This window comes from Heliomicrobium modesticaldum Ice1 (genome assembly GCF_000019165.1).
Classification (GTDB): Bacteria; Bacillota; Desulfitobacteriia; order Heliobacteriales; family Heliobacteriaceae; genus Heliomicrobium; species Heliomicrobium modesticaldum.
Window position 1 is genome coordinate 797105 of sequence record NC_010337.2, and the last position, 20999, is coordinate 818103.

The window sequence follows — 20999 nt, forward strand, 5'->3', positions numbered from 1 at the left end:
GCGTCAAGAACATGAGCCTAAGTCACGCCTGTAAATCCTTTTGCCAACAAACTGGACAAACTCAAACCGCTTCACTTGCAGGATGATCCTAAGTCACGCCTGTAAATCCTTTTGCCAACCCTGCCGATATGCTCAAGCAAGTCGGGGTTTTGAATCTTTCAAACTTGCCTTTGTTTTGAACCTCTTGCATACAGATGTTGTCAGTATGGCCACTGGTTGCTCCATTTTATCCCTGCGCTTTTGGGTTCATTGTACTACAGCCGTTCCTTCTCATCAAGCAGCCGCCCTTGACGGAAAATGATTTTTATCACCAAAAAGACCGAAAGGTTCACCCCTCCGGTCTTTTAATCTATAGGATATTAACAAAGTCACAGCCACCAGCTACCGGCGTGAGATTGCCTGCGGTCTTTCATTCTATAGGGGCCAAAAGTCCTACTCATGAGCTGCTGTGGCCTCATGGTTTGATGTGGCCAAGTCCCGTCTTTCATTCCATAGGGGCCAAAAGACCTACTCAGGACCGTCCACCAATTCCCGATAGAGATTCTGCGTCTTCTCGGCCATCCGTTTGGCCGTAAATCGCTCTTCGATCGTCTTGCGGGCCGCTTCGCCAAACCGTCGCGCTTCCTCCCGGTTCTCAATCAGCCGGAGCAAGGCGGCGGCCAACGCGAGGGCATCTCCGGGGGGAATGACCAGACCATTTTTTTCGTTGGCCACGATCTCCGGATTGCCTCCGACAGCCGTCACCACCGCCGGGCACTCACAGAGCATGCCCTCCATCAAAGTCAGGCTGAGTCCCTCCGAGAGGGAGGGCAGCGCCAACACATCAAGGGCGCGATAGATATCGGCAATGTCTTCGCGAAAGCCGGTGAATAAAAAAAAGGATTCCAGTCCCTCTTCCCGGATGACGGTTTCAATCACGTTGCGATAAAAACCGTCCCCTACCAACAGGAACCGGATATGGCTGTTGATTTTCAGGATCTCCTTGGCGGCTTCAACAAGATACTTGTGCCCCTTCACGGGATGAAACCGACCGACCATCCCGATCAAAGGCGCATCTGCAGCAATCCCGAACTCGACCCGTACGTCCCTGTTCCTTTCTGCATTGACAAATTTTTCATCATCGACACCATTGTGGATGACAGATACTTTCGCCGCTGCCATCCCTTGCGCACAAAGCCTCTTCTTCAGAAAATCGGCCACAACGATGGTTCTTTCCGTCAAAGGCGCTGTTATCTTCTCAGACCAATAATTGATCCAGCGGGCCACCCTGTCAGGATAGTCATTCTCCAAAACACTATGCACCGTCGTCACAATGCAACGCACACCGGCAAGCTTCGCCGCCAATCGTCCGACTAAGTTTGCCCGTACGCCATGCGTATGAACGATGGCCGGCTGAAGCTGACGGATCAGCCGGAAAACCTTCCAAAAGCCGGCCAGATCGGCCTTGCTTCGCATTGGCACCGCCGTCGCCTGCACCCCTTGCTTCAAAGCGCGCTGCAAAAGCGGCGCCGGAAAAAGGCAACAGAGGTGCAGCTCTACTTCTTGCGGTGAAAAGAATCTGGCTAAGTCCAGGATGTGGATCTCGGCGCCGCCGATTTCCCCGCCGCCTATGATGTGTAAAACCCGGATTGGCCTGGACATGGACTCTCCCCCATCGCCAGAAGTCACTATTCATTATAGCGAGGCCACAAAAGTAAAACAAGCATACCGCCCAGGTGACTGCCGCCAGAATACACAGGAAACAGCACTGCTATCATCATCTTCCACAACAGCCAACGCCTTTTACCCGTTTGTCACTTCAGCCCATCAAAGGTGGCCTTGATGTTCTTAAGCAGATCTGCCACACCTTTTACCCGGTCGTCACTTCAGCCCGCCGCGCGAAGGCGCCCCTTCCCCGCACGAAGGCGCCCCTTCCCCGCACGAAGGCGCTGCTTCTCCGCATAAGGGCGCCGCTTCCCCGCACGAAGGCGCCGCTTCTCCGCACGAAGGCGCCCCTTCCCCGCAAAGAGGCGCCGCTTGCCCGCAGAAAGGCGCCGCCGTCTTGTAGACGCCTTGTAGCCGGCGCACCTCTTCGTCAAGGATCGCCACCACCTGGGCCAATTCCTTATTCGACTCCTTTAATTGCGAGATATGGCTGGCTTGCCGGTACAAGATGACGAGAATGAAAAGGATACCCAGAAAAAAGAGCAGCGCCGGCTGATAAGCCACCCCCAGATAATCTGCCATCCCGTCGACCAGCCCCGGCCGAATTGCTAAAAATAAAATCGCCAGCGTTCCTGCCAGCCAGTACATGGACTCTTTCTCGCTCAGGCGGTTGTTTTTTACCTTATGGATCACATAGAGGGCAAAGGCGGCGGCGACAATGCGGACAAACCAGATCAGCTTCCAGCTCACCGAGAACGACTCCCTTCCGGCGCGAGAGCCAAGACCTTCCGATAGGCCCGCCCTTTCATGATGGCGATAAAGATGCTGTAGATCATCGTCGCCAAATACTTGACCACCTTAAAGCCCCTGTGCATGCTCTCGCCGTGAAGACGTTCCCGAATCGAAGCAGGCCGCTCGGTCACCCGAAAACCGGCCAAGATCATCAGCACCAGCACATTAGCATCGGGAAAATCGACAGGGAACTGATTGGGACGCGAATAAAAATAGAAGACACGCCGGTTCAACAGTTGCAACCCCGACGTGGGATCGGCCACATTCTGGCCCGTCAGCAGCTTGATCAAGAAGGAAAACCCAGCGATACCCAAGCCGCGCATCCAGTTGGTGTGCTTCTTCTTATCGACAAAGCGGGAACCGATGACAATATCGGCGCCGGTCTCCTTCATGGCCCGCGCCATATCTATGATGTTGGCCGGATCGTGCTGACCGTCGCCATCGAACTGAATCACATAGTCATAGCCATATCGCACGGCATACTTAAAACCTGTTTGCAACGCCGCCCCATAGCGCAGGTTGAAGGGGTGACGGAGCACCGTCGCCCCCCGTTCCATGGCAATCTCTGCTGTCCGATCGCGGGAACCGTCATCGATCACCACCACATCCACCTGAGGAAGTACCCTGTTCAACTCATCAAGGACACCGCCAATATTTTCCGCCTCGTTGTAGGCCGGGATGATCACCAGATACTTACCAGGCAAAGCGTCTTTCAAGCCTTTTTCCTCCGTTATTCCCACTCGGTCGCCATGACCTGTCATGCGCCTCTAACGTTCTCATTCTAGCATATGATGTTGTCCCATTCTAGATCATGGGAATTACCGATAGGCGTGTGAGGAAAGAGAAAGACCGAAGGGATGGCCCCCCCGGTCGACTAGCCTTCGACCCCGTTCCGGAAAACGACGCCTTGCCTTATTTTACGCGACGTAAAGTCTCTTCCTGTTCAATCGACCGACGGCAAAGCGCATCCAGAACGATCTGGTGCCTCTGTCGGCCTTCATCAAGTTTTGTAACGATGCCTCTAATATAGTGGACATCTTCCGCCAAAGCGTTTAACTGAGCTGTTGTTTCTTCTTGGCGATGTTCCAGCGATTTGCTAAGGTCGTACAATTCTTTCTGACCGGCCTTCAGAACCGCTATCTCGCCGACCATCTTCTCCTGACCGGCCTTCAGAACCGCTATCTCGCCGGTCATCTTCTCCTGACCGGCCTTCAGAACCGCTATCTCGCCGACCATCTTCTCCTGACCGGCCTTCAGATTCTCCATCTCGCCGGTCATCTTCTCCTGACCGGCCTTCAGAACCGCTATCTCGCCGACCATCTTCTCCTGACCGGCCTTCAGAACCGCTATCTCGCCGACCATCTTCTCCTGACCGGCCTTCAGAACCGCTATCTCGCCGGTCATCTTCTCCTGACCGGCCTTCAGATTCGCTATCTCGCCGACCATCTTCTCCTGACCGGCCTTCAGATTCGCTATCTCGCCGACCATCTTCTCCTGACCGGCCTTCAGATTTTCCATCTCACCGGTCATCTTCTCCTGACCAGCTTCTAAATTTTTCTGACCCGCTTTTAACGATTGAATCTCCGTCAATATTTGCCTAAGCAGTTCCTCTTCCATTCCAAACGCCCCCCTTGATAACATTCTACCGTAAAAACTGCAAGACGACCATGACTGATCAGCAACAAGGCCCAGGACAATTTCCTGAGCCTTGTTTTTTGTGCGCCCGGCATGGGTGATAACATCTAGGGAGAAGGTCCTTAACGGGGGTTATCTGTACCAACCGTTAGCCAGGATAGGGGTGGCAACGCCAAAAAATCCCGTCGTTTTCGCAATATTCTCGGCCAAGCGCAGCTGATTGAAGCCATTGTCATCGCCGCCTCAGAGGGCCACAACATGCTGACGATCAGCGCACCTGGTTGCGGCAAATCGATGATCGCCAAGCGGATCCCGACGATCCTGCCTCTGCTATCTGCTATCTGCTTCCATGGGTCGACACTGCTACCCGTTAGCTGCTGAATAAGAAAGCAAGCATATTCTGATTCTAAACCCTACCCGGCAACAAGGTGGGACTTACTCTATGCATACCTTTTGCAGAACTCTCCCAACATCTTTCGCAGATGCTCCCGCCAGTGCACGGGCTGAATCGAAAAAATCCTCCAGGTGTCCGTCTTGTCCAACACCGAATAAGCGGGGCGCTGAGCCGGCGTAGGATAATCGACTGTCCGGATCGGCAATACCTTGGCCCGAACCGGATAACCCATCGCAGCCGCTTCTTCCGCGATGGCAACTGCAAAGTCATACCAGGAAACAGCGCCGGCATCGGTAAAATGATAGGTTCCGGCTAGGGACTGGCATTTCTGCCGATCGACAACCTGCCGGATGATCGACAAAATCACATCAGCCAAGGCTCCTGACCATGTCGGTGTCCCCACCTGGTCTGCCACGACCCTTACCTCTTCCCGCTCAGACATCAGACGCAAAATGGTCTTCACAAAGTTATGCCCATGCACGCCATAGACCCAGGCGGTCCGAAGGATGATATGGGCTTCCGGAAGCCATTCTCTTACCAATGCTTCTCCTTTGGCTTTTGAATCTCCGTAGACGCTCTTTGGAGAAATGGGATGTTCCGGATGATACGGCGAACTGTGGCATCCGTCGAAGACGAAGTCTGTCGACACATGCAGCAACCACCCCTTCCCGGTCGCAGCTCTCTGTGCCGCCAATGCGCGGGCTAGATGTTCCACTCCACGCATATTGACAGCATAGGCTGTTTCTGCTTCCTTCTCTGCCAAGTCGACTTTTGTATAGGCAGCCAGATTCACAACCCAGTCCGGCCAGATCTGACGTATACGCTGATGGACCTGCTGGCTGTCGCGAATGTCCAATTCATTGCTTCCGAGGGCAACCCAGTGATAATGAGACGGCAAACGGCGCAACAGGTCATAGGCGACTTGACCGTTGGCGCCGGTGATCAGGAGAGTCAATTTCTTTTCAACAGTTTGATTCAGCATAAAGGATTCAATCCCTCACTTGCCTTTCCGATTCCATCACCGAGTCCTTTGAATATCACGGATAGTCTGCTAGAGATATCCGACTTCCATTACATCGTTTTACCGATTATCACTCAATAACAGGAAACCACTTGCCACCCTTTACCCCTACAATAACCCTCTCGCCTGTGCATAAGCTCTGTCCACTCTCCTTCGGAAGCAGCGCCGTAACGCGCAGCCCCTCGTCGAGCAACAAATCCAGGCGCATGTCTTGTCCCAGGAAAACACTTGAAACCACCCGCCCCCGGTTGAAAGCGCCCCGCTCACGGACATCCGTCTCTGGGTGAACAAGCACGTCTTCCGGCCGGATCAGCATGTCCACCTGCTCACCATCAGCGAATGAAGGAACGGAAAAGCGCCATCTCCCAACGGATGCAAAATCGTCTCGCACCACCAGACGAAACCAGTTGCCATCGCCGATAAAGCAGCCGACAAAAGGCGTGGCCGGATGCTCATAAATCTCTTGGGGCGTTCCCAGTTGTTCCAGCTTTCCTCGCTGTATCACGGCCACACGGTCCGCCAATTCGAGCGCTTCTTGCTGATCATGGGTGACAAAGATGCTGGTCACAGGGATTTCATCATGCAATTGCCGCAACCATAGACGCAGTTCCTTGCGGATCTGCGCATCGACGGCAGCAAAAGGCTCATCCAAAAGCAATAAGCGCGGCTTCGGCGCCAAAGCGCGCGCAAAGGCCACACGCTGCTGCTGGCCACCAGACAACTGGGATGGATAGCGGCGTTCCAATCCGGTGATACCTGTTACAGCAACCAGTTCGTGTACACGCTCTTCGATGGCTCTTTTTGTCCATCCTTTCATCTTGAGACCAAACGCGATATTCTCAAAGACATTCATGTGTTGAAACAGGGCGTAGCTCTGAAAGACAAAACCGATTTCCCGCTGCTGCGGCGGCAAGTGATTGACCGGTCGCTCATCGATAATAACCTCGCCTGACGTGGGCGCCTCCAGTCCGGCGATCATTCGAAGCAGGGTGGTCTTCCCGCCGCCGCTCGGTCCGAGCAACGCCGTCACCCCGCCAGCAGGCAATTGGAAACTGATATCATCCACAACCGGCGCTTGCCCTGATCCAAAGCACTTTCGCAACCGACGCACTTCTACCGCTACCGCCACCGTTCTCCCTCCTTGCCGATGCTCCGCCCTAAAGACCCATTCTCTCCGACGGTTTCCTTTGCTTGCGCTCATTTTGATAACTTTCCGGCGGCCCCGGCAACATGGGCGCGCCCTCAATGATCGATCGGAGCGTTGTGGAGTCCATCTGCTTGGCCACGAAATCCCGAATATCCGCCATCAAAGGGCGAAACTTACAGCTCTTCTCTTCTGCACAGCATTGATACTGAGTCACAGAGACGCAACCGATGGGTGCCAGGATGCCGTCAAAGTGCCGGACAACTTCCCCTAAGGTGATCTCTTCCGGAGGGCAGGCCAGCACATAACCGCCATATTTACCGGGCACACTGGCCACCCACTTTTTCTCCTTCATGTAAAGCATAATGTGTTCCAGAAAACGCTTAGGGATGCCCCTTTTCTCGGCCAATTCCCGTAATGGAATCGGATCCTTGCCGTAGCATTCAGCCAAGTCGCATAACGCCCGCAAGGCATAATCCGTTTTTTTGGATATTTTCATTTCCTGCCCCCCACTTGCCTATCTAATCGTCAGCCCGATCCGCCCTTTCAGCCATTCCATCACAACCAACAGAGCAATAGCCATCGCAGCAAGCACGACCGCCACCGCATAAGCGCCTTGCAAATTGAAATCAGCCGCCGCTTGGTAGATGTACAGCGTAGCGGATTGGGTTTCATGGATCAGATTGCCGGAAACGACAAGGACCGCGCCAAACTCGCCCAAGGCCCGCGCCGCCGTCATGACAGCCCCATAGAACAAACCCCAGCGAATGGAAGGAAGGGTGATCCGCCAAAACGTTTGCCACCGGTTAGCCCCTAATGTATAGGCAGCCTCTTCTTGTTGGGTTCCCAGCGTCTCCAACAAAGGCGCCAGTTGTCGCGTCATTAACGGCAACGTGACAAAAAGGGTGGCGGCGATCATGCCGGGGATGGCAAAGATCACTTTTACCCCCCACAAGCCAAAAAAAGTGCCCAGCAACTGATTCGGGCCATAGACCAAAACGAGCATCAACCCGGCGATAACAGGTGAAACGGCAAAAGGCAGATCCACCATGTTGTTGATCAGTTTCCTCCCCGGAAAATGGTGGCGTGTCAGCACAAAGGCAAGCATGACACCGAAGATGCCATTGATCAGCACCACAGCCATGGTTATCCCTGCACTGACCTGCAGGGCATGAAACGCTTCTGGTCGAAGAATCTCGCGTAAAAATGGCGCAGCGCCTCCGGCAAAGGCTTCGGACAACAAGGCGCCTACCGGCGCAATCAGCAAAATACCGATCCATCCGTAGATAAAAGCCACGATTATCCATCGGCTCAAAGGCGCCTTCCCCCTTCTTGACCCCACCGATTCTGCAACCAAAGCATCGTCAGGGCTATCGTTAACAGACAGACCGACATGACGGACGCGCCTGTTATGTCAGAACTTTCGACAAGCCCAAAGATATATACGGAAGCTACCTGTGTTTTCAAGGGTATGTTGCCGGATACGAGCACAATCGCGCCAAACTCGGCGATCGCGCGCAAAAAGGTGAGCGTAAAGCCGGAGAGCAATCCCGGACGAATGGTCGGAAGCAAGATATGCCAGAAAATTTGCCAACGGTTGGCGCCCAGCGTTTTCGCCGCTTCCTCCATCTGACCGCAACCGGCTTCCAAAAGGGTTTGCACTGACCGGATGGAAAAAGGCAGGGTGACAAGGAGCATAGCCAGGATCATTCCCGGGTAGGCAAAGAGGAGCGAGATCTCTCGCTTGGCCAGCCAACTGCCAAACAAACCTTGTGGGGCATACAATCCCAACAGCATCATCGCGATGACGGCTGTCGGTATGGCCATTGGCAGATCAACCAGCCCATTGAGCATTCTTTTGCCTGGGAAGGAGTAGCGGACAAAACCGTAAGCGACGATGAAGCCGGCTACACCATTGATGATCGCTGTGATCAGCCCCAGCGCTACTGTCAGTTTCAAGGCAAACAGCGCCGCTGGTGATTGAAGTGTATCAAAAAACCCGGTAACTCCGCCGGAAAAAGCTTGCGTAAATACTTCTCCCAGGGGAATGACCACCATGAGCAACAGATAGCCGATTGATCCGCTCCGTAGGGCAATCGGCCACAGGTCGCGCTTCGTTTTTGTTGTGGAACTCATGAGCCTTTTTTCCCTTCGACGATCCCCGTCCACACCCCTTGAGGGCCATAAATCTGTTCAGATGCAGTCGCCCAGCCACCAAGGTAATCGATGTCAAAAAGCCATTCCGGCTCTGGGAACTTATCCTTCGTCTCGGCCATCACGGTCGGGTCAACCGGGCGAAAGCCGTACTTGGCAAAAGCGCGTTGCGCTTCTGTCGATTGCAGGTAGGCGACGAAGGCTTCTACGACAGCGCGGTTTCCGTGCTTGTCCACATTTTTATCCACCAAGGCGACCGGATTTTCGATCAAAATGGTCGCTTTCGGATAGATAACATCATAGAGTGGCTGCTCCATGTTCCGAAGAAGCAACTCGTTTTCATAGGTGACGACCACATCGCCGAGGCCTTTTTCGAAGGTCGTCATCGACTCGCGCCCGCTGTTGTCCATGACTTTCACATTCTTCTGGATCGCCGACAACAGTTCTCTCCCACGGTCAGGATCTTTCTTTCCCGTCTCCATTTCCGCCATCTTGAGACCGGCGCCGTAGATGGCGTTGATATCCCACATGGCGCCGCCGGATGTGCGCGGGCTGGGGTATAGGACGGCAATGCCCGGCTTGGTCAGGTCTTGCCATTCACGAATCGTCAGGGGATTACCCTTCTTGACGCCGAAGGCGACGACTGAGCGGGTGATCATCCCGTTATGGGGACGCTGCTTCCAGTCATGGGTGATCAATCCGGCCTTGTGGATTGTCTCAATGTCTCCTTCCAGCGACAAGGCCGCCACATCCGCTTCCAAGCCGTTGACGATGGCTCGGGCCTGCGCGCCGGAGCCCACGTAGGACTCTTTAAAAGTGACCGTCTGGCCTGTTTTTTCTTTCCACTGTTTTTGGAAAGCCGGGATGATCTCTTTCTGATAGGCTTCTTTGGGCACGGTATAAGCGGCCAACATGATTTGCGTATTGGAACTGCCTGTGTCGACAGGTTGATTGCACGCTGTCAGCAAGAAGAGCAATACGAATGTGGCAACTGTTAGCTTCCTTCCTTTCGTCGACATTGCTATTCCCTCCTAAACTGGAAAGTTTCGTCCTGCAGGCCATCATTAAATAATCACGACCTAATAGAGGCCGTCTAGAAAATAAGCAAATTCCCTAGCCAGCCCTTGCAAAAGCATGATTTTTTAATACAAACAGCAAAAAACTAGAGTCTTTTTATCGGTCTCACCGGCCCTTTTTGAGGATTTTCCTCAAAAAGGGCAGATCTCCCCCTTGCACCTTATGCGGCTTTTTTGAAAGCAACACCGCGTAAGGCACTCACCTCCAACACCATGGTTGCATTCTTATCATTTCGTAGACGGTTGAGTTTTTGAAAGTTCGCCGCTAACGCGCTGAGCCGGGCGGCATAAGCCAGATTTCGTTTTCCGATACGGCGAACCCGGCGCAGTCCGTAACGGTTGACCAGTTCATTTTGCTTGGCTTCGATGCGGCTGCGAAGACGCATCTGTTCCTTATAGATTTTCGTTTGGGAGTGCTTTGCCGCCTCGAGCATGACACCATAGGCGTTGTGAATAAAAATCGTGCGCCGATGTTTCTTTTCTTTAAAACAGGTCGTGTAACGAGGGCAGTGCTTGCAATCATGGTCCTTGGCGCGAAGCACGAAGTTCTTCCCATCTGCCACTTCCGAATAGGTGGTGATGACTTTTCCTCTCGGGCAGATCAGTTGTGTTTGGTCTTCGGAAACTTGAAATCCCTCGCCCGCGAGGATATCACATTTTGTCTTTGGTGAAAGTGGCGCCACTACGTCAATGCCTTTTTCCTTGAGGGTGACACGGTCATCGCCCGCACCATAGTGGGTATCTCCAATGATCGTCGGGTTTTCTACACAATCGGTGGGAAGCTGATCCGCTAACGGCACCAGACTGGAGCCGTCATAGTCGTTGGCTTTCATGGCCTCGGCGGCGGCGATAAATCCGGAATTTCCGACTTCGACGATGGCCATCTTATACCCGCGCCATTTCGTCTTGCCCTTACAACCGAAACGGGCTTCGCTGTCTACAGCCGAAACTATCATATCTTTGACAGAACCGCCGGGGGCTATCTCAAGAGTTCCATCATCTTTCCGAATGATTCGTTCACGGAGGATACGGCAAAGCAAAAGGGCGTAATGAATGACATCGGGCTTCTTCTTCCACGAAGCCTCCGATGACTCCACGTAGGCCAGCAGTTCGTCAGCCTCGCTGACCACTTCAACAAGCCGTTCCATTTTGGCCTTATCGTCCAGGTTATGCTCTTTCACTTCCGTCACTGTTTCCAGGTAACGTACCGCCCGAGGGGCATGGGGGATTGCATGCCATGGAACACTGTATTGCTTCGCCAAAAGACGCACCAACAGGCGCATGGCTTGGCGGATCAGTTCGATGGTCGTGGGGGCACTGATGGGAGCTATGACATGGGTCGTGTCCGTTATCCAAGGTTCTTTCCCTGTCAAAACGCCCAGGTAGTACATCAACCGGATAAAGCGATCGAGATAGACCTTATCAAGTTCCTTTTGGATGAGCCGTTGCCGGTGGACGCCAAAATTGGCGTGATCAATGCCCGGTTCATCGAGGGCCATTCCTAACGCAAACTTGACCTCGATGTTCACACGTGTCTGTGCTTCCATCCCCCGGTCTGTTTCGCCCAGCATTTCCTGTAACATGCAGGCCATCGTCATCTGCCGGGCCGCATGACTGGGACGTCCGTTGTCAAGGCAATAGAGACCTGTAAAATCCTCCGGTTGTATTAATAGGGGCGCCAATTCACGAAACAGGCGAAAGACGGAATCGGCAGGCACAAGTTGGTCCCAGAGGGCTGCAAAGTCGTAAAAGCTAACTTGGGGGTCCACATCGAATCGAAACAAGGTACATCGCCTCGCTATAAACAGTCTTTGTACCTATATCCTTCGACGCGAAGAGTCGAATTCCCTTTAAATTCCACCAATTTCCATATAAAAACGTCTTGCTTTTTGCCCTCTCTTGAGGGGGTTTTTAGACAGACTCTAATAGGTAGTAATTTATCTAACTATAGATTAGGAGGCTTTTGCTTGTCCGTCAAGACTTTTCCATCTTTCAACGGACAGATGCGGCATCGTTCTTTCATATGCGTTTGTTTGAAGTTATCTGCCAAGGGATAAGTCGCGATAGATAGCTTCTGTTTATCCTAGCCATCGCATCAGCATATCTACGGAAGCCTCTGGCTCCCATTCCATTGTTTTAATGTGCACCTCCGGAGATTCCGGCGGTTCATAGACACTGTCGATGCCAGTAAAGTTCTTGAGCATTCCTCGTCTCGCCTTGGCGTACAAACCTTTGGGGTCCCGTTTTTCGCACTCTTCCAGCGGGGTATCCACGAAGATCTCTATAAATTCACCTTCGGCAAAGAGTTGTCTCGCCATACGCCGTTCTGCTCGAAAAGGCGAAATAAAGGAAACAAGCACGATCAAGCCGGCATCGACCATCAACTTGGCCACCTCGGCCACACGGCGGATATTCTCCACACGATCGGCTTCCGTAAAGCCCAGGTCGCGGTTCAATCCGTGACGGACATTATCGCCATCGAGGATATAGGTGTGCTTGCCTTCGGCAAAAAGGCGCTTTTCTAACAGGTTGGCAAGAGTGGATTTGCCGGAACCGGACAAACCGGTAAACCATAAACAGCGCGGTCGTTGATGCTTCAGTTCGGCACGGGCTTGCTTGTCGATCTCCATGGCATGCCAGTGAATATTGGAAGAGCGTCGTAAGGCGAAAGTGATCATACCGGCGGCAACGGTCTCGAAAGTGAGCTTGTCGATCAGGATGAAGCCACCCAAGGTTCGGTTGACATCGTAGGGCTCGAAGACGATGGGCTGGCTGGTCGACAGATGCACCACCGCAATTTCATTCAAAGCAATCTGATTCGCTGCGAGTTGCGCCCCTGTGTTGATTTCCTCACGGTATTTAATCCGGGTGACGGTGGCCGTGACTTCCTTATGATGGATTTTCAGCAGATAAGGCCGTCCCGGGACCATCGGGTGCTCGGCCATCCAAATGAGTCTCGCCTGGAATTGGTCGGCCACTTCCGGGGGATGCTCCGCTGATGCGATCACATCGCCCCGGCTGACATCCACCTCATCGGTCAGGGTCAATGTGACGGCGTCTCCCCGTTGCGCCAGGTCCAGTCCGCCCGGGCAGACGATGATTTCCTTCACCCGGCTGGTGACGCCGGAAGGCAACAGGCGAACAGCGTCCCCAGGCCGAACTTCGCCCTCGGCGATACGACCGCAAAAACCCCGGAAATCGAGATGGGGACGATTGACCCACTGCACCGGCATTCGAAAGGCTTGACGTTCCGAGGCCGGATCGAAAGACAGCGTATCTAGATAATGCATTAACGTGGGTCCGGTGTACCAGGGCGTGTGTTCACTCGGACGAACGACGTTGTCGCCTTCCAGCGCTGACAACGGAATGGCCTGAATGGTTTTGAAAGTAAAAGCAGCCGAAAATGCGCGGTAATCCTCCTCGACGGAACGGAACACCTTCTCGTTGAATCCCACCAGATCCATCTTGTTGATCGCCAGCACCACATGGCGAATGCCCATCATCGCCGCAATGCGGCTATGGCGACGGGTTTGCGTAAGGACACCTTTGCGAGCGTCGATCAGGATAACGGCCAATTGGGCCGTGGAGGCGCCAGTAGCCATGTTGCGGGTATACTGCTCATGCCCGGGCGTATCGGCCACGATGTACCGCCGCCGGTCAGTGGCAAAAAAGCGATAGGCGACATCGATGGTGATTCCCTGCTCACGCTCGGCCTGCAAGCCATCGACCAGCAGGGCGAAGTCGATCTTTTCGCCCTGAGTGCCGTACTGTTTGGAATCACCCTCTAACGCCTTGAGTTGATCATCAAATATACCTTTGGATTCATAGAGCAACCGGCCGATCAGTGTCGATTTTCCATCATCCACACTGCCGCAGGTAATGAAGCGCAAGGTATCTTTGCGGCTCTGCTCCTCCAGAAAAGCGGTGATCTCTTTTGCTTGTTTGGCCGCCATCAGAAATAGCCCTCCTGCTTCTTTTTCTCCATCGAGCCGGGCTGGTCAGAATCGATCAAGCGCCCTTGACGCTCCGAAGAACGGGCATTAAATGTCTCCGCAATGATCTCCTCCAAATTAGCCGCTGTACTCTCAATGGCGCCCGTCAACGGGTAGCACCCTAATGTGCGGAAGCGCACCATCCGCATCTCTGGCTTTTCATCCGGTCTCAACGGGAACCGATGATCATCAACCATGATCCAAATGCCACCACGCTCGACAACAGGACGTTCTTTGGCAAAGTAGAGCGGAACGATAGGGATGCTTTCTTGGTAGATGTACTGCCAAATATCCAACTCAGTCCAGTTGGACAGCGGAAAAACCCGTATCGATTCCCCCGGATGGGTGTGGGTATTGTAGAGATTCCAGAGTTCAGGACGCTGAGCCTTGGGCTCCCAACGATGCCCGGGAGCTCTAAAAGAAAAAACCCGTTCCTTCGCACGAGATTTCTCCTCATCACGTCGAGCGCCGCCGAAAACCACATCGAAGTTGTGGGCATCTAATACCTGTCGCAGGGCTTGTGTTTTCATGACATCCGTATAATAGCTAGAACCATGCTCGAAGGGATTGATCCCCTCTTGCAAGCCCTGTTGGTTCACATAAATCAGCAGTTCCATTCCCGATTCGGCAACCATGCGCGATCTGTGTGCATACATATCGACAAATTTCCAAGTTGTATCTACATGCAGAAGAGGAAACGGCGGTTTAGCCGGATAAAAGGCCTTCCGTGCTAGATGGAGCATTACGGAAGAATCTTTTCCTATAGAGTAGAGCATCACAGGTTTACGGGATTCGGCGAAAGCTTCACGAATGATTTCAATGCTTTCTGATTCAAGGAAGTATAGACCTGGTGAAGCCATAGCTCGTTCCTCCAGTTACACACTTCGAGTGAGTATTGTATCTATCAGGATATACTATCCATGATTAATGCTTCATAAAGAGATTCAGGATCGATAGGGCTTTTCCACGCTGAACTTGTTTAAATTTCCATATAAGTAGGGGATAGTTCCTGCAAAAAGTCATCATCTATTCAGAACCTACGCAATCGAAATAGCACCAAGCAAATGAGCGACCTCTTACGGTTAACCGATTTAATGGCGATACCAATTCTCTCTTTAAATGTTTAAATTATCCAGTCGACAGTTGCATTTATCCTACGCAATTTTATGGAAAAAAACACCTTGTTTATACCAGTGCTTCGATAGGCAATCCCACCCTTTCACCCTTGGTCAGCTAGGCAGTAGATAAGCCCCACTCCCAGACCCAACGATATAGATGTAAAGATACCCACCTCGTCGCTTCGCGCATCTCATCAATGAGATATCGAAGCGGCACATCTCGATGACGAGAGGCAGGGAGGTGGTGAAAGAAAAACAATCGCTTAAGATTAAAAGCCAGCACTTGAAATCCGATCATCGCTTTGATCGCCACCGAATCGTGCACGAAGCAGTGGTCCAAGGCGTTGAACGTCTTAAGGTTGCGAAATCCAATATTCTCAATATCCCAACGAGCGGCGGCAATTTGTGCGATCGTCTGGGTATCCGCTTTTTCGGATGAGCATGTGGTTGCTATCCAGCGCTCCACCACATCAGTGACAAAGACTTCTTTGTTTGCTTCGATGACTGTCTTGTTGGTATGACGAATGATTTTTACGATTCGCATGGGCACGCGAACTTGCGGCCATTGTGCCAATCCCTCTTCGTCCCAAGCTTGAACGTAAACGGTATTCCCTTTTCCATCTCTTTCTTCCCAAGTGGAGTCCGGAAGCCGGTTCGCAAAGCAGGCATTTGCCTCTTTCATTATCCGTCGACGTTCTTCTTTCATGCGAACAACTACATGAGCGCCTGCATCCAGAGCGGCATGAATGACGGGTGCTTTGGCAAACAGCGCGTCTAACGTGTATACATCCGTTATTTTTCCATAGGTCTCGGCCATACGTCGGATCAATCGTTGGGCGACGGTGGTTTCTCCTTCATCCTTGTCCACCCCATCCTGAACAGTCATAAATCAGGTTCGCGTTGCCGCCAACCTGTTGGGCGACTACGACCGCATGATAATAGTCGGTGGTTTTGTCGCGGTGTTCGCGCGTAAGGCATTCGGGACAACGATAGGCCTTGGTGTGGAATAACTCCACGCCATCGATGGCAGTCACTCGCCAACCATTGATGCTTTCCTTCTGCGGGCCGCGTTGCTCCTTATATCGCTGGATCACACAGTTATGCTGCTTTCGTTGCTCTTTTAGATCCCATTTCATCAAGGCTTGTCGCACCGTATCATGTGATGGCAATCGAATGTTTTTGGGAACCAATTGACGGAATACCCCGGTTTTTTGCCAACGGTCCATCTGCTCCATACTTTCCATACAGAAAAAGGCGCCAAAAAAAGCGACGGTAAAAATGGCTGGGGCTTTGATATGGGGTTGTTTGCGACCATCCTTTGCTTGACGGACCATCTGCGAAAAGCCATATACCTTTGAGGCGTACTGCGTAAAATGTTGAATTAGTCGGCCCGCTTTTTTTCCACCAGGTGTTCTACAAAAAATTTTCTGGACTTCTTCGAGTGGCTGTGCTACGCTTTGCACTGAGGATTCCCCCTTTGTTCAGTGTTTTGCTTTGCAACCACTCACTTCGACAAAGGTAACGGGAATCCTTTAAAATTTTCTGGAAATTAATCTAATTACATCCATTTCCCCGTGGGAATTGTCGCGTTTTCATGACAATTCTCCAACAGCGCCTCAGACAGGGGATTAGCAGACTTTTTTATTAAAGATGCGTGGGTTCTGATGGTAACCTTGTTTTAATTATCTTGACAATTTTTTCACCAAATCGTATATTTATTTATTATGGTCATCTAATTTTCTCATGCCTTTTCCTAAACACAATTTTTTAACCCCGTAATTATTTAGTTTCTTTTTAGTTCTATCATTTTATCAATAACAAATCGAGCGAAGGGAAAAGCACAAGTGAACGCAGGAGAGACTGCGTTTAAAATATGCAACGTACGATTATCTCCTTCGATAATAAAATCTTGAACTAATTCCAGAGATTCTTTATTGAGCAGTTGTGCACGAATACCAGGTCGTAGATAGTCGCCAAAACCATCCTTATCTAAATGACGAACCATCTTCTCAGCCAATTGAATAAAATGTCTTCTATTGTATTTTTTCATTTCATTACTTGCCAGCGACCTAAAATTAAACGAGTTCGTAATAAATAACTTCATTTCATAACCCGCAACTAAAAGAAACTCTCCAATATTAAAATTTTGCATACCTAAATAGTTTTCTCTCCAAAACGCTGGTATCGCAGTAGGACCAATTTTTATATTTCCATCTACTGTTTTTGTAAAATGTACTCCCAAAAAAGGATTTGCTAAATTTGGTACAGGATATATATTTGTTCGAATGTCAGTTTTATTTTTTGTGTACTTTAAATATACTCCTTTAAAAGGTATAATGGTATATTTCTTTCCAAAATTAAAATCATGAGCAATTTTATCAGCATATAATCCTGCTGCATTAATAATATAATCGGCTTTAATTTTTAACTCTCCCGCCATCACCAATCCATTCTTATAGCCAGTGTAAGGTGTATTAAAAAAAATATCTACTCGCATCTGAATCAAAGTCTCTTTTAATTTTTGACAAACTTCCATGGGATCAACAGATGATGTTGTTGGTGAATATAGTGCTTTTTCCACTGTTCTAATATTCGGTTCAATTTGGGCTGCCTCCCTTTCGTCTACCCATAATAAATTTACACCATTACGATCGGCACGGCGTTTTAATTCTTCTAACCCTTGTATTTCTTCGACCGAAGTTGCAACTACGAGTTTACCGCAACGATTTATCTTAATCCCCCTGTCAAGACAATAATTGGTCATTTCAGTATTTCCATCACGAGTAAACCGGGCTTTCAAGCTATCAGCGGTATAGTAAAATCCAGCGTGTAGTACACCACTATTTCTACCGCTAGAATGTTGCGCTACTTGTGATTCCTTTTCTAGGATCGCCAATGCTAATGAGGAATCTCGTTTTTTTAATTCAAAAGCTATGCTTAGGCCAATTATCCCTGCACCGATAATTACAATGTCGTATTTATCCAATTTTTTTCCTCCATTACCAGTCATAATTTTCTTCATAGCCAAGCGTTATTAAGACATCCCCCGCTATTTCTTTAAACGCCTTTTTATGCTCATCAGAAAAATGATTCTTCCAATCCCCAATTATCCCTTTTCTAAAAGTTGGACTATCAACGTTAAAAACCTTATTCGAAATGACTAAGATTTGTTCGTTTGGTATTGTTATTCCTAAATGACGTAGAACCTTCTCAATTTGCTGAATTTGCTTTTCTTTAGATCCGTTACCTTCTGGACCAATTAAATCTTCATAGCGAACCATTAAATTGTACTCATAATTATTCCATTTTAGGTATTCTCTAAAAACAGTTCCAATATCTTCTTGACCGTATCTTTTCGAACACTGATCCCTGGATACGCCGGAAATCCCAGTTAACAATCGTTGGTGATCATCTTTTAGACGAATTAAGTAATCAGTATACCTAACATATTCCTTTTTGGTCGCGTAATTCACCCATGATACTACAACATCCCTTGGATCACGCACCATTAACAGTGTCTTAAATTTATTTTTTTCGACTATATTCACATTCGTATATGTCGGATACAAGTGAGACGATACATACTGTCCTTTGCGTAACGAATCAAATATTGTTATCAATTGATGCGGTTCTTCATGTTCTACATGATAACCTGAATACCGTAAAGCCTTTATGCTATTTATACATGTAGTTAGGAGATTAGTGCCTGCCTTTGGAATACTGTTCACTAATACTTTAAATTCACAGTTATGATTATTTGCTTTGTTTGTAAATAATTCATTCCCATTAATTAAATTAAGTATATTTTTAGCATCAACATTATTTTCATTAATAGAAATAGCAATCTCTAAATCTTTAATCGCAGACTCTGTATTACCTAGCAAATGATATAATTGCGCTCTATGATATCTAACCCAATACTCATCAAATCCGTATACTAGTGATTGATTATAATAATCTATAGCTAAATGTAGATCAAAACCACTTACATGTTTTACGTATGCTAATAGATAATTTATCTCGGGATTATGGGGATGCTCTGTAAGCAATTCTTCTAATATCGTATCAGCGATCCTGTAATTTTTAGTATCAATAAGCTCCCGAACGTTTTCAACCGTTTTTCTTAATATCTCTTTATCCATTTCCTTCTCCTTAACTATTCTTGTTAACAAAATCTACTTTCCATACTTTTATTAATTTTAGCTCATATTTCTTAGAAGATTCGTTAGCAATGATTTCAGTAATTACCTCCTCTTCCTGTTCAATATCAAAAGCAATAGCTGAGCAAGAATGAATCTTAAGATGCCATGCAACTGTATAATAGGCTCCAAATTCCTTTTGTGTTTTATTAGAAAATACTCTTAAACCTGCGTTAAGGTCATCTGCTCCTTCAAATGAAATCTCTAAAATATATCTCCCTTTTTTCAATAATTCTATAGGCCTAGAGACTAAGCAAAACCCACGCATCTTTAATAAAAAAGTCTGCTAATCCCCTGTCTGAGGCGCTGTTGGAGAATTGTCATGAAAACGCGACAATTCCCACGGGAAAATGGATGTAATTAGATTAATTTCCAGAAAATTTTAAAGGATTCCCGTTACCTTTGTCGAAGTGAGTGGTTGCAAAGCAAAACACTGAACAAAGGGGGAATCCTCAGTGCAAAGCGTAGCACAGCCACTCGAAGAAGTCCAGAAAATTTTTTGTAGAACACCTGGTGGAAAAAAAGCGGGCCGACTAATTCAACATTTTACGCAGTACGCCTCAAAGGTATATGGCTTTTCGCAGATGGTCCGTCAAGCAAAGGATGGTCGCAAACAACCCCGTATCAAAGCCCCAGCCATTTTTACCGTCGCTTTTTTTGGCGCCTTTTTCTGTATGGAAAGTATGGAGCAGATGGACCGTTGGCAAAAAACCGGGGTATTCCGTCAATTGGTTCCCAAAAACATTCGATTGCCATCACATGATACGGTGCGACAAGCCTTGACCCCCTGTGTTAGGCTAGTTGTCGTAGGACCTAAAGGAGTATAATTATAAAAAGCCTTTAGGGAGGACGTACACATGACTGGCCAACGAGGACATAAATACAGTCCGGAGTTTAAAGAATCCATCGTCCGACGGATGATGCCACCAGAGAACGCCACCGTAGCCGAACTGTCGGAAGAGACCGGTGTCACTGAGGTGACTTTATACAAATGGAGACGAGAAGCACGGATTAACGGAAACGCAACACCCGGGGATGGGCGTGAATCAGAGCAATGGAGTTCGGAAGACAAGTTCCTTATTGTCATGGAAACCTACGCCATGAACGAGAATGACCTCAGTGAGTATTGCCGCAAAAAGGGACTGTATCCGGAACAAATCGAAGCTTGGCGGAAAACCTGTCTTCATGCCAACGCTCGCCAGACAGCGGAAAGCAAGGAATTAAAGACCGAGCTTCGGGAAGAGAAAAAACGCAGTAAAAGCCTAGAAAGAGACCTGCGTCGGAAGGAAAAAGCCTTGGCAGAAGCGGCAGCTCTTTTGGTGTTGCAAAAAAAGGTCCAAGCGATCTGGGGGGAGCCAGAGGACGAATGATCAGTGCCCAAGATCGCAGAACAGTCGTAGAACTGATCAAAGAAGCGAATATCAATGGAGCCCGAATTTCAAAGGCGTGCAAGGTACTGAGTATTTCTAGAAGGACCTATGAACGGTGGAACAAATCTGGAGATGAAATCGCCGATAGACGACCACTGGCCCAGCGTCCCGTACCGAAGAACAAGCTGACCGAAGAAGAGCGACAAGAGGTTCTCAACACCGTCAATCAAAAGGAATATAGCAGTTTGCCTCCTAAAACGGATGCTAAGCAACCCGGCAGCCGCCGCTTGCGGTCGGAGCGAAGCGAAGAGTCTTGACGAATGTGCTAGACTGAGCAAAGCCGACCAGAGCTAATGTTCCACAGGCGTATGTCCGTCGGTCGGGGTGATTTATTCACAGCACATTTGTCAAGACCGGCGGTTGCATATAGATTAAAGTTTACATAGGTCCATGCGTCAAC

At 49.6% G+C, this 20999-nt stretch carries 22 protein-coding genes; 4 read left to right on the top strand and 18 right to left on the bottom strand.

Annotation, left to right across the window (positions count from 1 at the left end; translation table 11 throughout):
• Nucleotides 1-507: 507 nt before the first annotated feature.
• From HM1_RS03620 to HM1_RS03635, 4 genes are all read right to left on the bottom strand, one after another.
• Complete coding sequence (locus HM1_RS03620) at nt 508-1641, bottom strand: glycosyltransferase (RefSeq protein ID WP_012281927.1); 1134 nt, start codon at nt 1639-1641, stop codon at nt 508-510.
• A 219-nt stretch (nt 1642-1860) separates the two neighbouring features.
• On the bottom strand, nt 1861-2394 hold the full coding sequence (locus tag HM1_RS03625) for a DUF2304 domain-containing protein (protein ID WP_012281928.1): 534 nt from the start codon (nt 2392-2394) through the stop codon (nt 1861-1863).
• Nucleotides 2391-3152 (bottom strand): glycosyltransferase family 2 protein, encoded by a 762-nt coding sequence (locus HM1_RS03630; protein ID WP_049754029.1) that lies wholly within the window; start codon nt 3150-3152, stop codon nt 2391-2393. Before HM1_RS03630 ends, HM1_RS03625 begins: the two co-directional genes overlap by 4 nt.
• Nucleotides 3153-3348: 196 nt before the next feature.
• Nucleotides 3349-4053 carry a coiled-coil domain-containing protein gene (locus HM1_RS03635; protein WP_012281930.1) on the bottom strand — a complete coding sequence of 235 codons (705 nt, stop codon included), beginning with the start codon at nt 4051-4053 and terminating at the stop codon, nt 3349-3351.
• Nucleotides 4054-4269: 216 nt separating this feature from the next.
• Between HM1_RS03635 and HM1_RS15060 the strand changes: the two genes are divergently transcribed.
• Nucleotides 4270-4452: an ATP-binding protein gene (locus tag HM1_RS15060; protein ID WP_083765091.1), complete on the top strand. Its 183-nt coding sequence runs from the start codon at nt 4270-4272 to the stop codon at nt 4450-4452.
• A gap of 59 nt (nt 4453-4511) precedes the next feature.
• On the opposite strand, the gene rfbD is transcribed toward HM1_RS15060, so the two are convergent.
• From rfbD to HM1_RS15485, 14 genes are all read right to left on the bottom strand, one after another.
• Nucleotides 4512-5447, bottom strand: coding sequence for a dTDP-4-dehydrorhamnose reductase (gene rfbD, locus HM1_RS03640; protein ID WP_012281931.1), 936 nt, complete (start codon nt 5445-5447; stop codon nt 4512-4514).
• Nucleotides 5448-5556: 109 nt separating this feature from the next.
• Nucleotides 5557-6615: an ABC transporter ATP-binding protein gene (locus HM1_RS03645; RefSeq protein WP_012281932.1), complete on the bottom strand. Its 1059-nt coding sequence runs from the start codon at nt 6613-6615 to the stop codon at nt 5557-5559.
• A gap of 28 nt (nt 6616-6643) precedes the next feature.
• Nucleotides 6644-7129, bottom strand: a complete 486-nt coding sequence (locus HM1_RS03650) for an RrF2 family transcriptional regulator (RefSeq protein WP_012281933.1) — start codon at nt 7127-7129, stop codon at nt 6644-6646.
• An 18-nt stretch (nt 7130-7147) separates the two neighbouring features.
• Nucleotides 7148-7945: a sulfate ABC transporter permease gene (locus HM1_RS03655; protein ID WP_187147802.1), complete on the bottom strand. Its 798-nt coding sequence runs from the start codon at nt 7943-7945 to the stop codon at nt 7148-7150.
• Nucleotides 7942-8766, bottom strand: a complete 825-nt coding sequence (locus HM1_RS03660; protein WP_049754030.1) for an ABC transporter permease — start codon at nt 8764-8766, stop codon at nt 7942-7944. The genes HM1_RS03655 and HM1_RS03660 overlap by 4 nt, the downstream gene beginning before the upstream one ends.
• A complete protein-coding gene (locus HM1_RS03665) occupies nt 8763-9803 on the bottom strand; it encodes a sulfate ABC transporter substrate-binding protein (protein WP_012281936.1) in 1041 nt (346 codons plus the stop codon). The genes HM1_RS03660 and HM1_RS03665 overlap by 4 nt, the downstream gene beginning before the upstream one ends.
• 218 nt (nt 9804-10021) lie before the next feature.
• Nucleotides 10022-11644, bottom strand: coding sequence for an IS1182-like element ISHmo2 family transposase (locus HM1_RS03670; RefSeq protein WP_012281187.1), 1623 nt, complete (start codon nt 11642-11644; stop codon nt 10022-10024).
• A gap of 294 nt (nt 11645-11938) precedes the next feature.
• Nucleotides 11939-13813 carry a sulfate adenylyltransferase subunit CysN gene (cysN, locus tag HM1_RS03675; RefSeq protein ID WP_012281937.1) on the bottom strand — a complete coding sequence of 625 codons (1875 nt, stop codon included), beginning with the start codon at nt 13811-13813 and terminating at the stop codon, nt 11939-11941.
• The gene (gene cysD / locus HM1_RS03680) at nt 13813-14712 is read right to left on the bottom strand and encodes a sulfate adenylyltransferase subunit CysD (RefSeq protein WP_012281938.1); all 900 of its coding nucleotides are present in this window, start codon (nt 14710-14712) and stop codon (nt 13813-13815) included. The genes cysN and cysD overlap by 1 nt, the downstream gene beginning before the upstream one ends.
• Nucleotides 14713-15085: 373 nt before the next feature.
• Entirely contained in the window at nt 15086-15856 is a 771-nt protein-coding gene (locus HM1_RS16100) for a transposase (protein WP_236995037.1), read from the bottom strand.
• Entirely contained in the window at nt 15825-16433 is a 609-nt protein-coding gene (locus HM1_RS16105) for a hypothetical protein (protein WP_012281940.1), read from the bottom strand. The genes HM1_RS16100 and HM1_RS16105 overlap by 32 nt, the downstream gene beginning before the upstream one ends.
• A 320-nt stretch (nt 16434-16753) precedes the next feature.
• Entirely contained in the window at nt 16754-17992 is a 1239-nt protein-coding gene (lhgO, locus tag HM1_RS03695; protein WP_236995062.1) for an L-2-hydroxyglutarate oxidase, read from the bottom strand.
• The gene (locus HM1_RS03700; RefSeq protein ID WP_012281942.1) at nt 17970-19112 is read right to left on the bottom strand and encodes a sulfotransferase domain-containing protein; all 1143 of its coding nucleotides are present in this window, start codon (nt 19110-19112) and stop codon (nt 17970-17972) included. The genes lhgO and HM1_RS03700 overlap by 23 nt, the downstream gene beginning before the upstream one ends.
• Before the next feature lie 10 nt (nt 19113-19122).
• Nucleotides 19123-19398, bottom strand: coding sequence for a hypothetical protein (locus HM1_RS15485; protein WP_012281943.1), 276 nt, complete (start codon nt 19396-19398; stop codon nt 19123-19125).
• A 226-nt stretch (nt 19399-19624) separates the two neighbouring features.
• On the opposite strand from HM1_RS15485, the gene HM1_RS15490 reads away from it, so the two are divergent.
• From HM1_RS15490 to HM1_RS03710, 3 genes are read left to right on the top strand one after another with little or no spacing between them, the layout of a single operon-like run.
• Nucleotides 19625-19996, top strand: a complete 372-nt coding sequence (locus HM1_RS15490) for a hypothetical protein (RefSeq protein ID WP_012281944.1) — start codon at nt 19625-19627, stop codon at nt 19994-19996.
• 30 nt (nt 19997-20026) lie between these two features.
• Nucleotides 20027-20539, top strand: a complete 513-nt coding sequence (locus HM1_RS03705) for a transposase (RefSeq protein WP_012281945.1) — start codon at nt 20027-20029, stop codon at nt 20537-20539.
• Nucleotides 20536-20856: a helix-turn-helix domain-containing protein gene (locus tag HM1_RS03710; protein ID WP_012281946.1), complete on the top strand. Its 321-nt coding sequence runs from the start codon at nt 20536-20538 to the stop codon at nt 20854-20856. Before HM1_RS03705 ends, HM1_RS03710 begins: the two co-directional genes overlap by 4 nt.
• Nucleotides 20857-20999 lie beyond the last annotated feature (143 nt).

Excerpts from the sequence above, each read along its gene's own strand:
- HM1_RS03650 (WP_012281933.1), bottom strand. The coding sequence starts at position 7,129 with ATGAAAATATCCAAAAAAACGGATTATGCCTTGCGGGCGTTATGCGAC.
- HM1_RS16100 (WP_236995037.1), bottom strand. The coding sequence starts at position 15,856 with ATGACTGTTCAGGATGGGGTGGACAAGGATGAAGGAGAAACCACCGTC.
- HM1_RS03660 (WP_049754030.1), bottom strand. The coding sequence starts at position 8,766 with ATGAGTTCCACAACAAAAACGAAGCGCGACCTGTGGCCGATTGCCCTA.
- HM1_RS03635 (WP_012281930.1), bottom strand. The coding sequence starts at position 4,053 with ATGGAAGAGGAACTGCTTAGGCAAATATTGACGGAGATTCAATCGTTA.
- rfbD (WP_012281931.1), bottom strand. The coding sequence starts at position 5,447 with ATGCTGAATCAAACTGTTGAAAAGAAATTGACTCTCCTGATCACCGGC.
- lhgO (WP_236995062.1), bottom strand. The coding sequence starts at position 17,992 with ATGAAGAAAATTATGACTGGTAATGGAGGAAAAAAATTGGATAAATAC.
- HM1_RS03665 (WP_012281936.1), bottom strand. The coding sequence starts at position 9,803 with ATGTCGACGAAAGGAAGGAAGCTAACAGTTGCCACATTCGTATTGCTC.
- HM1_RS03705 (WP_012281945.1), top strand. The coding sequence starts at position 20,027 with ATGACTGGCCAACGAGGACATAAATACAGTCCGGAGTTTAAAGAATCC.
- HM1_RS03710 (WP_012281946.1), top strand. The coding sequence starts at position 20,536 with ATGATCAGTGCCCAAGATCGCAGAACAGTCGTAGAACTGATCAAAGAA.
- HM1_RS03700 (WP_012281942.1), bottom strand. The coding sequence starts at position 19,112 with ATGGATAAAGAGATATTAAGAAAAACGGTTGAAAACGTTCGGGAGCTT.
- cysD (WP_012281938.1), bottom strand. The coding sequence starts at position 14,712 with ATGGCTTCACCAGGTCTATACTTCCTTGAATCAGAAAGCATTGAAATC.
- HM1_RS03620 (WP_012281927.1), bottom strand. The coding sequence starts at position 1,641 with ATGTCCAGGCCAATCCGGGTTTTACACATCATAGGCGGCGGGGAAATC.
- cysN (WP_012281937.1), bottom strand. The coding sequence starts at position 13,813 with ATGGCGGCCAAACAAGCAAAAGAGATCACCGCTTTTCTGGAGGAGCAG.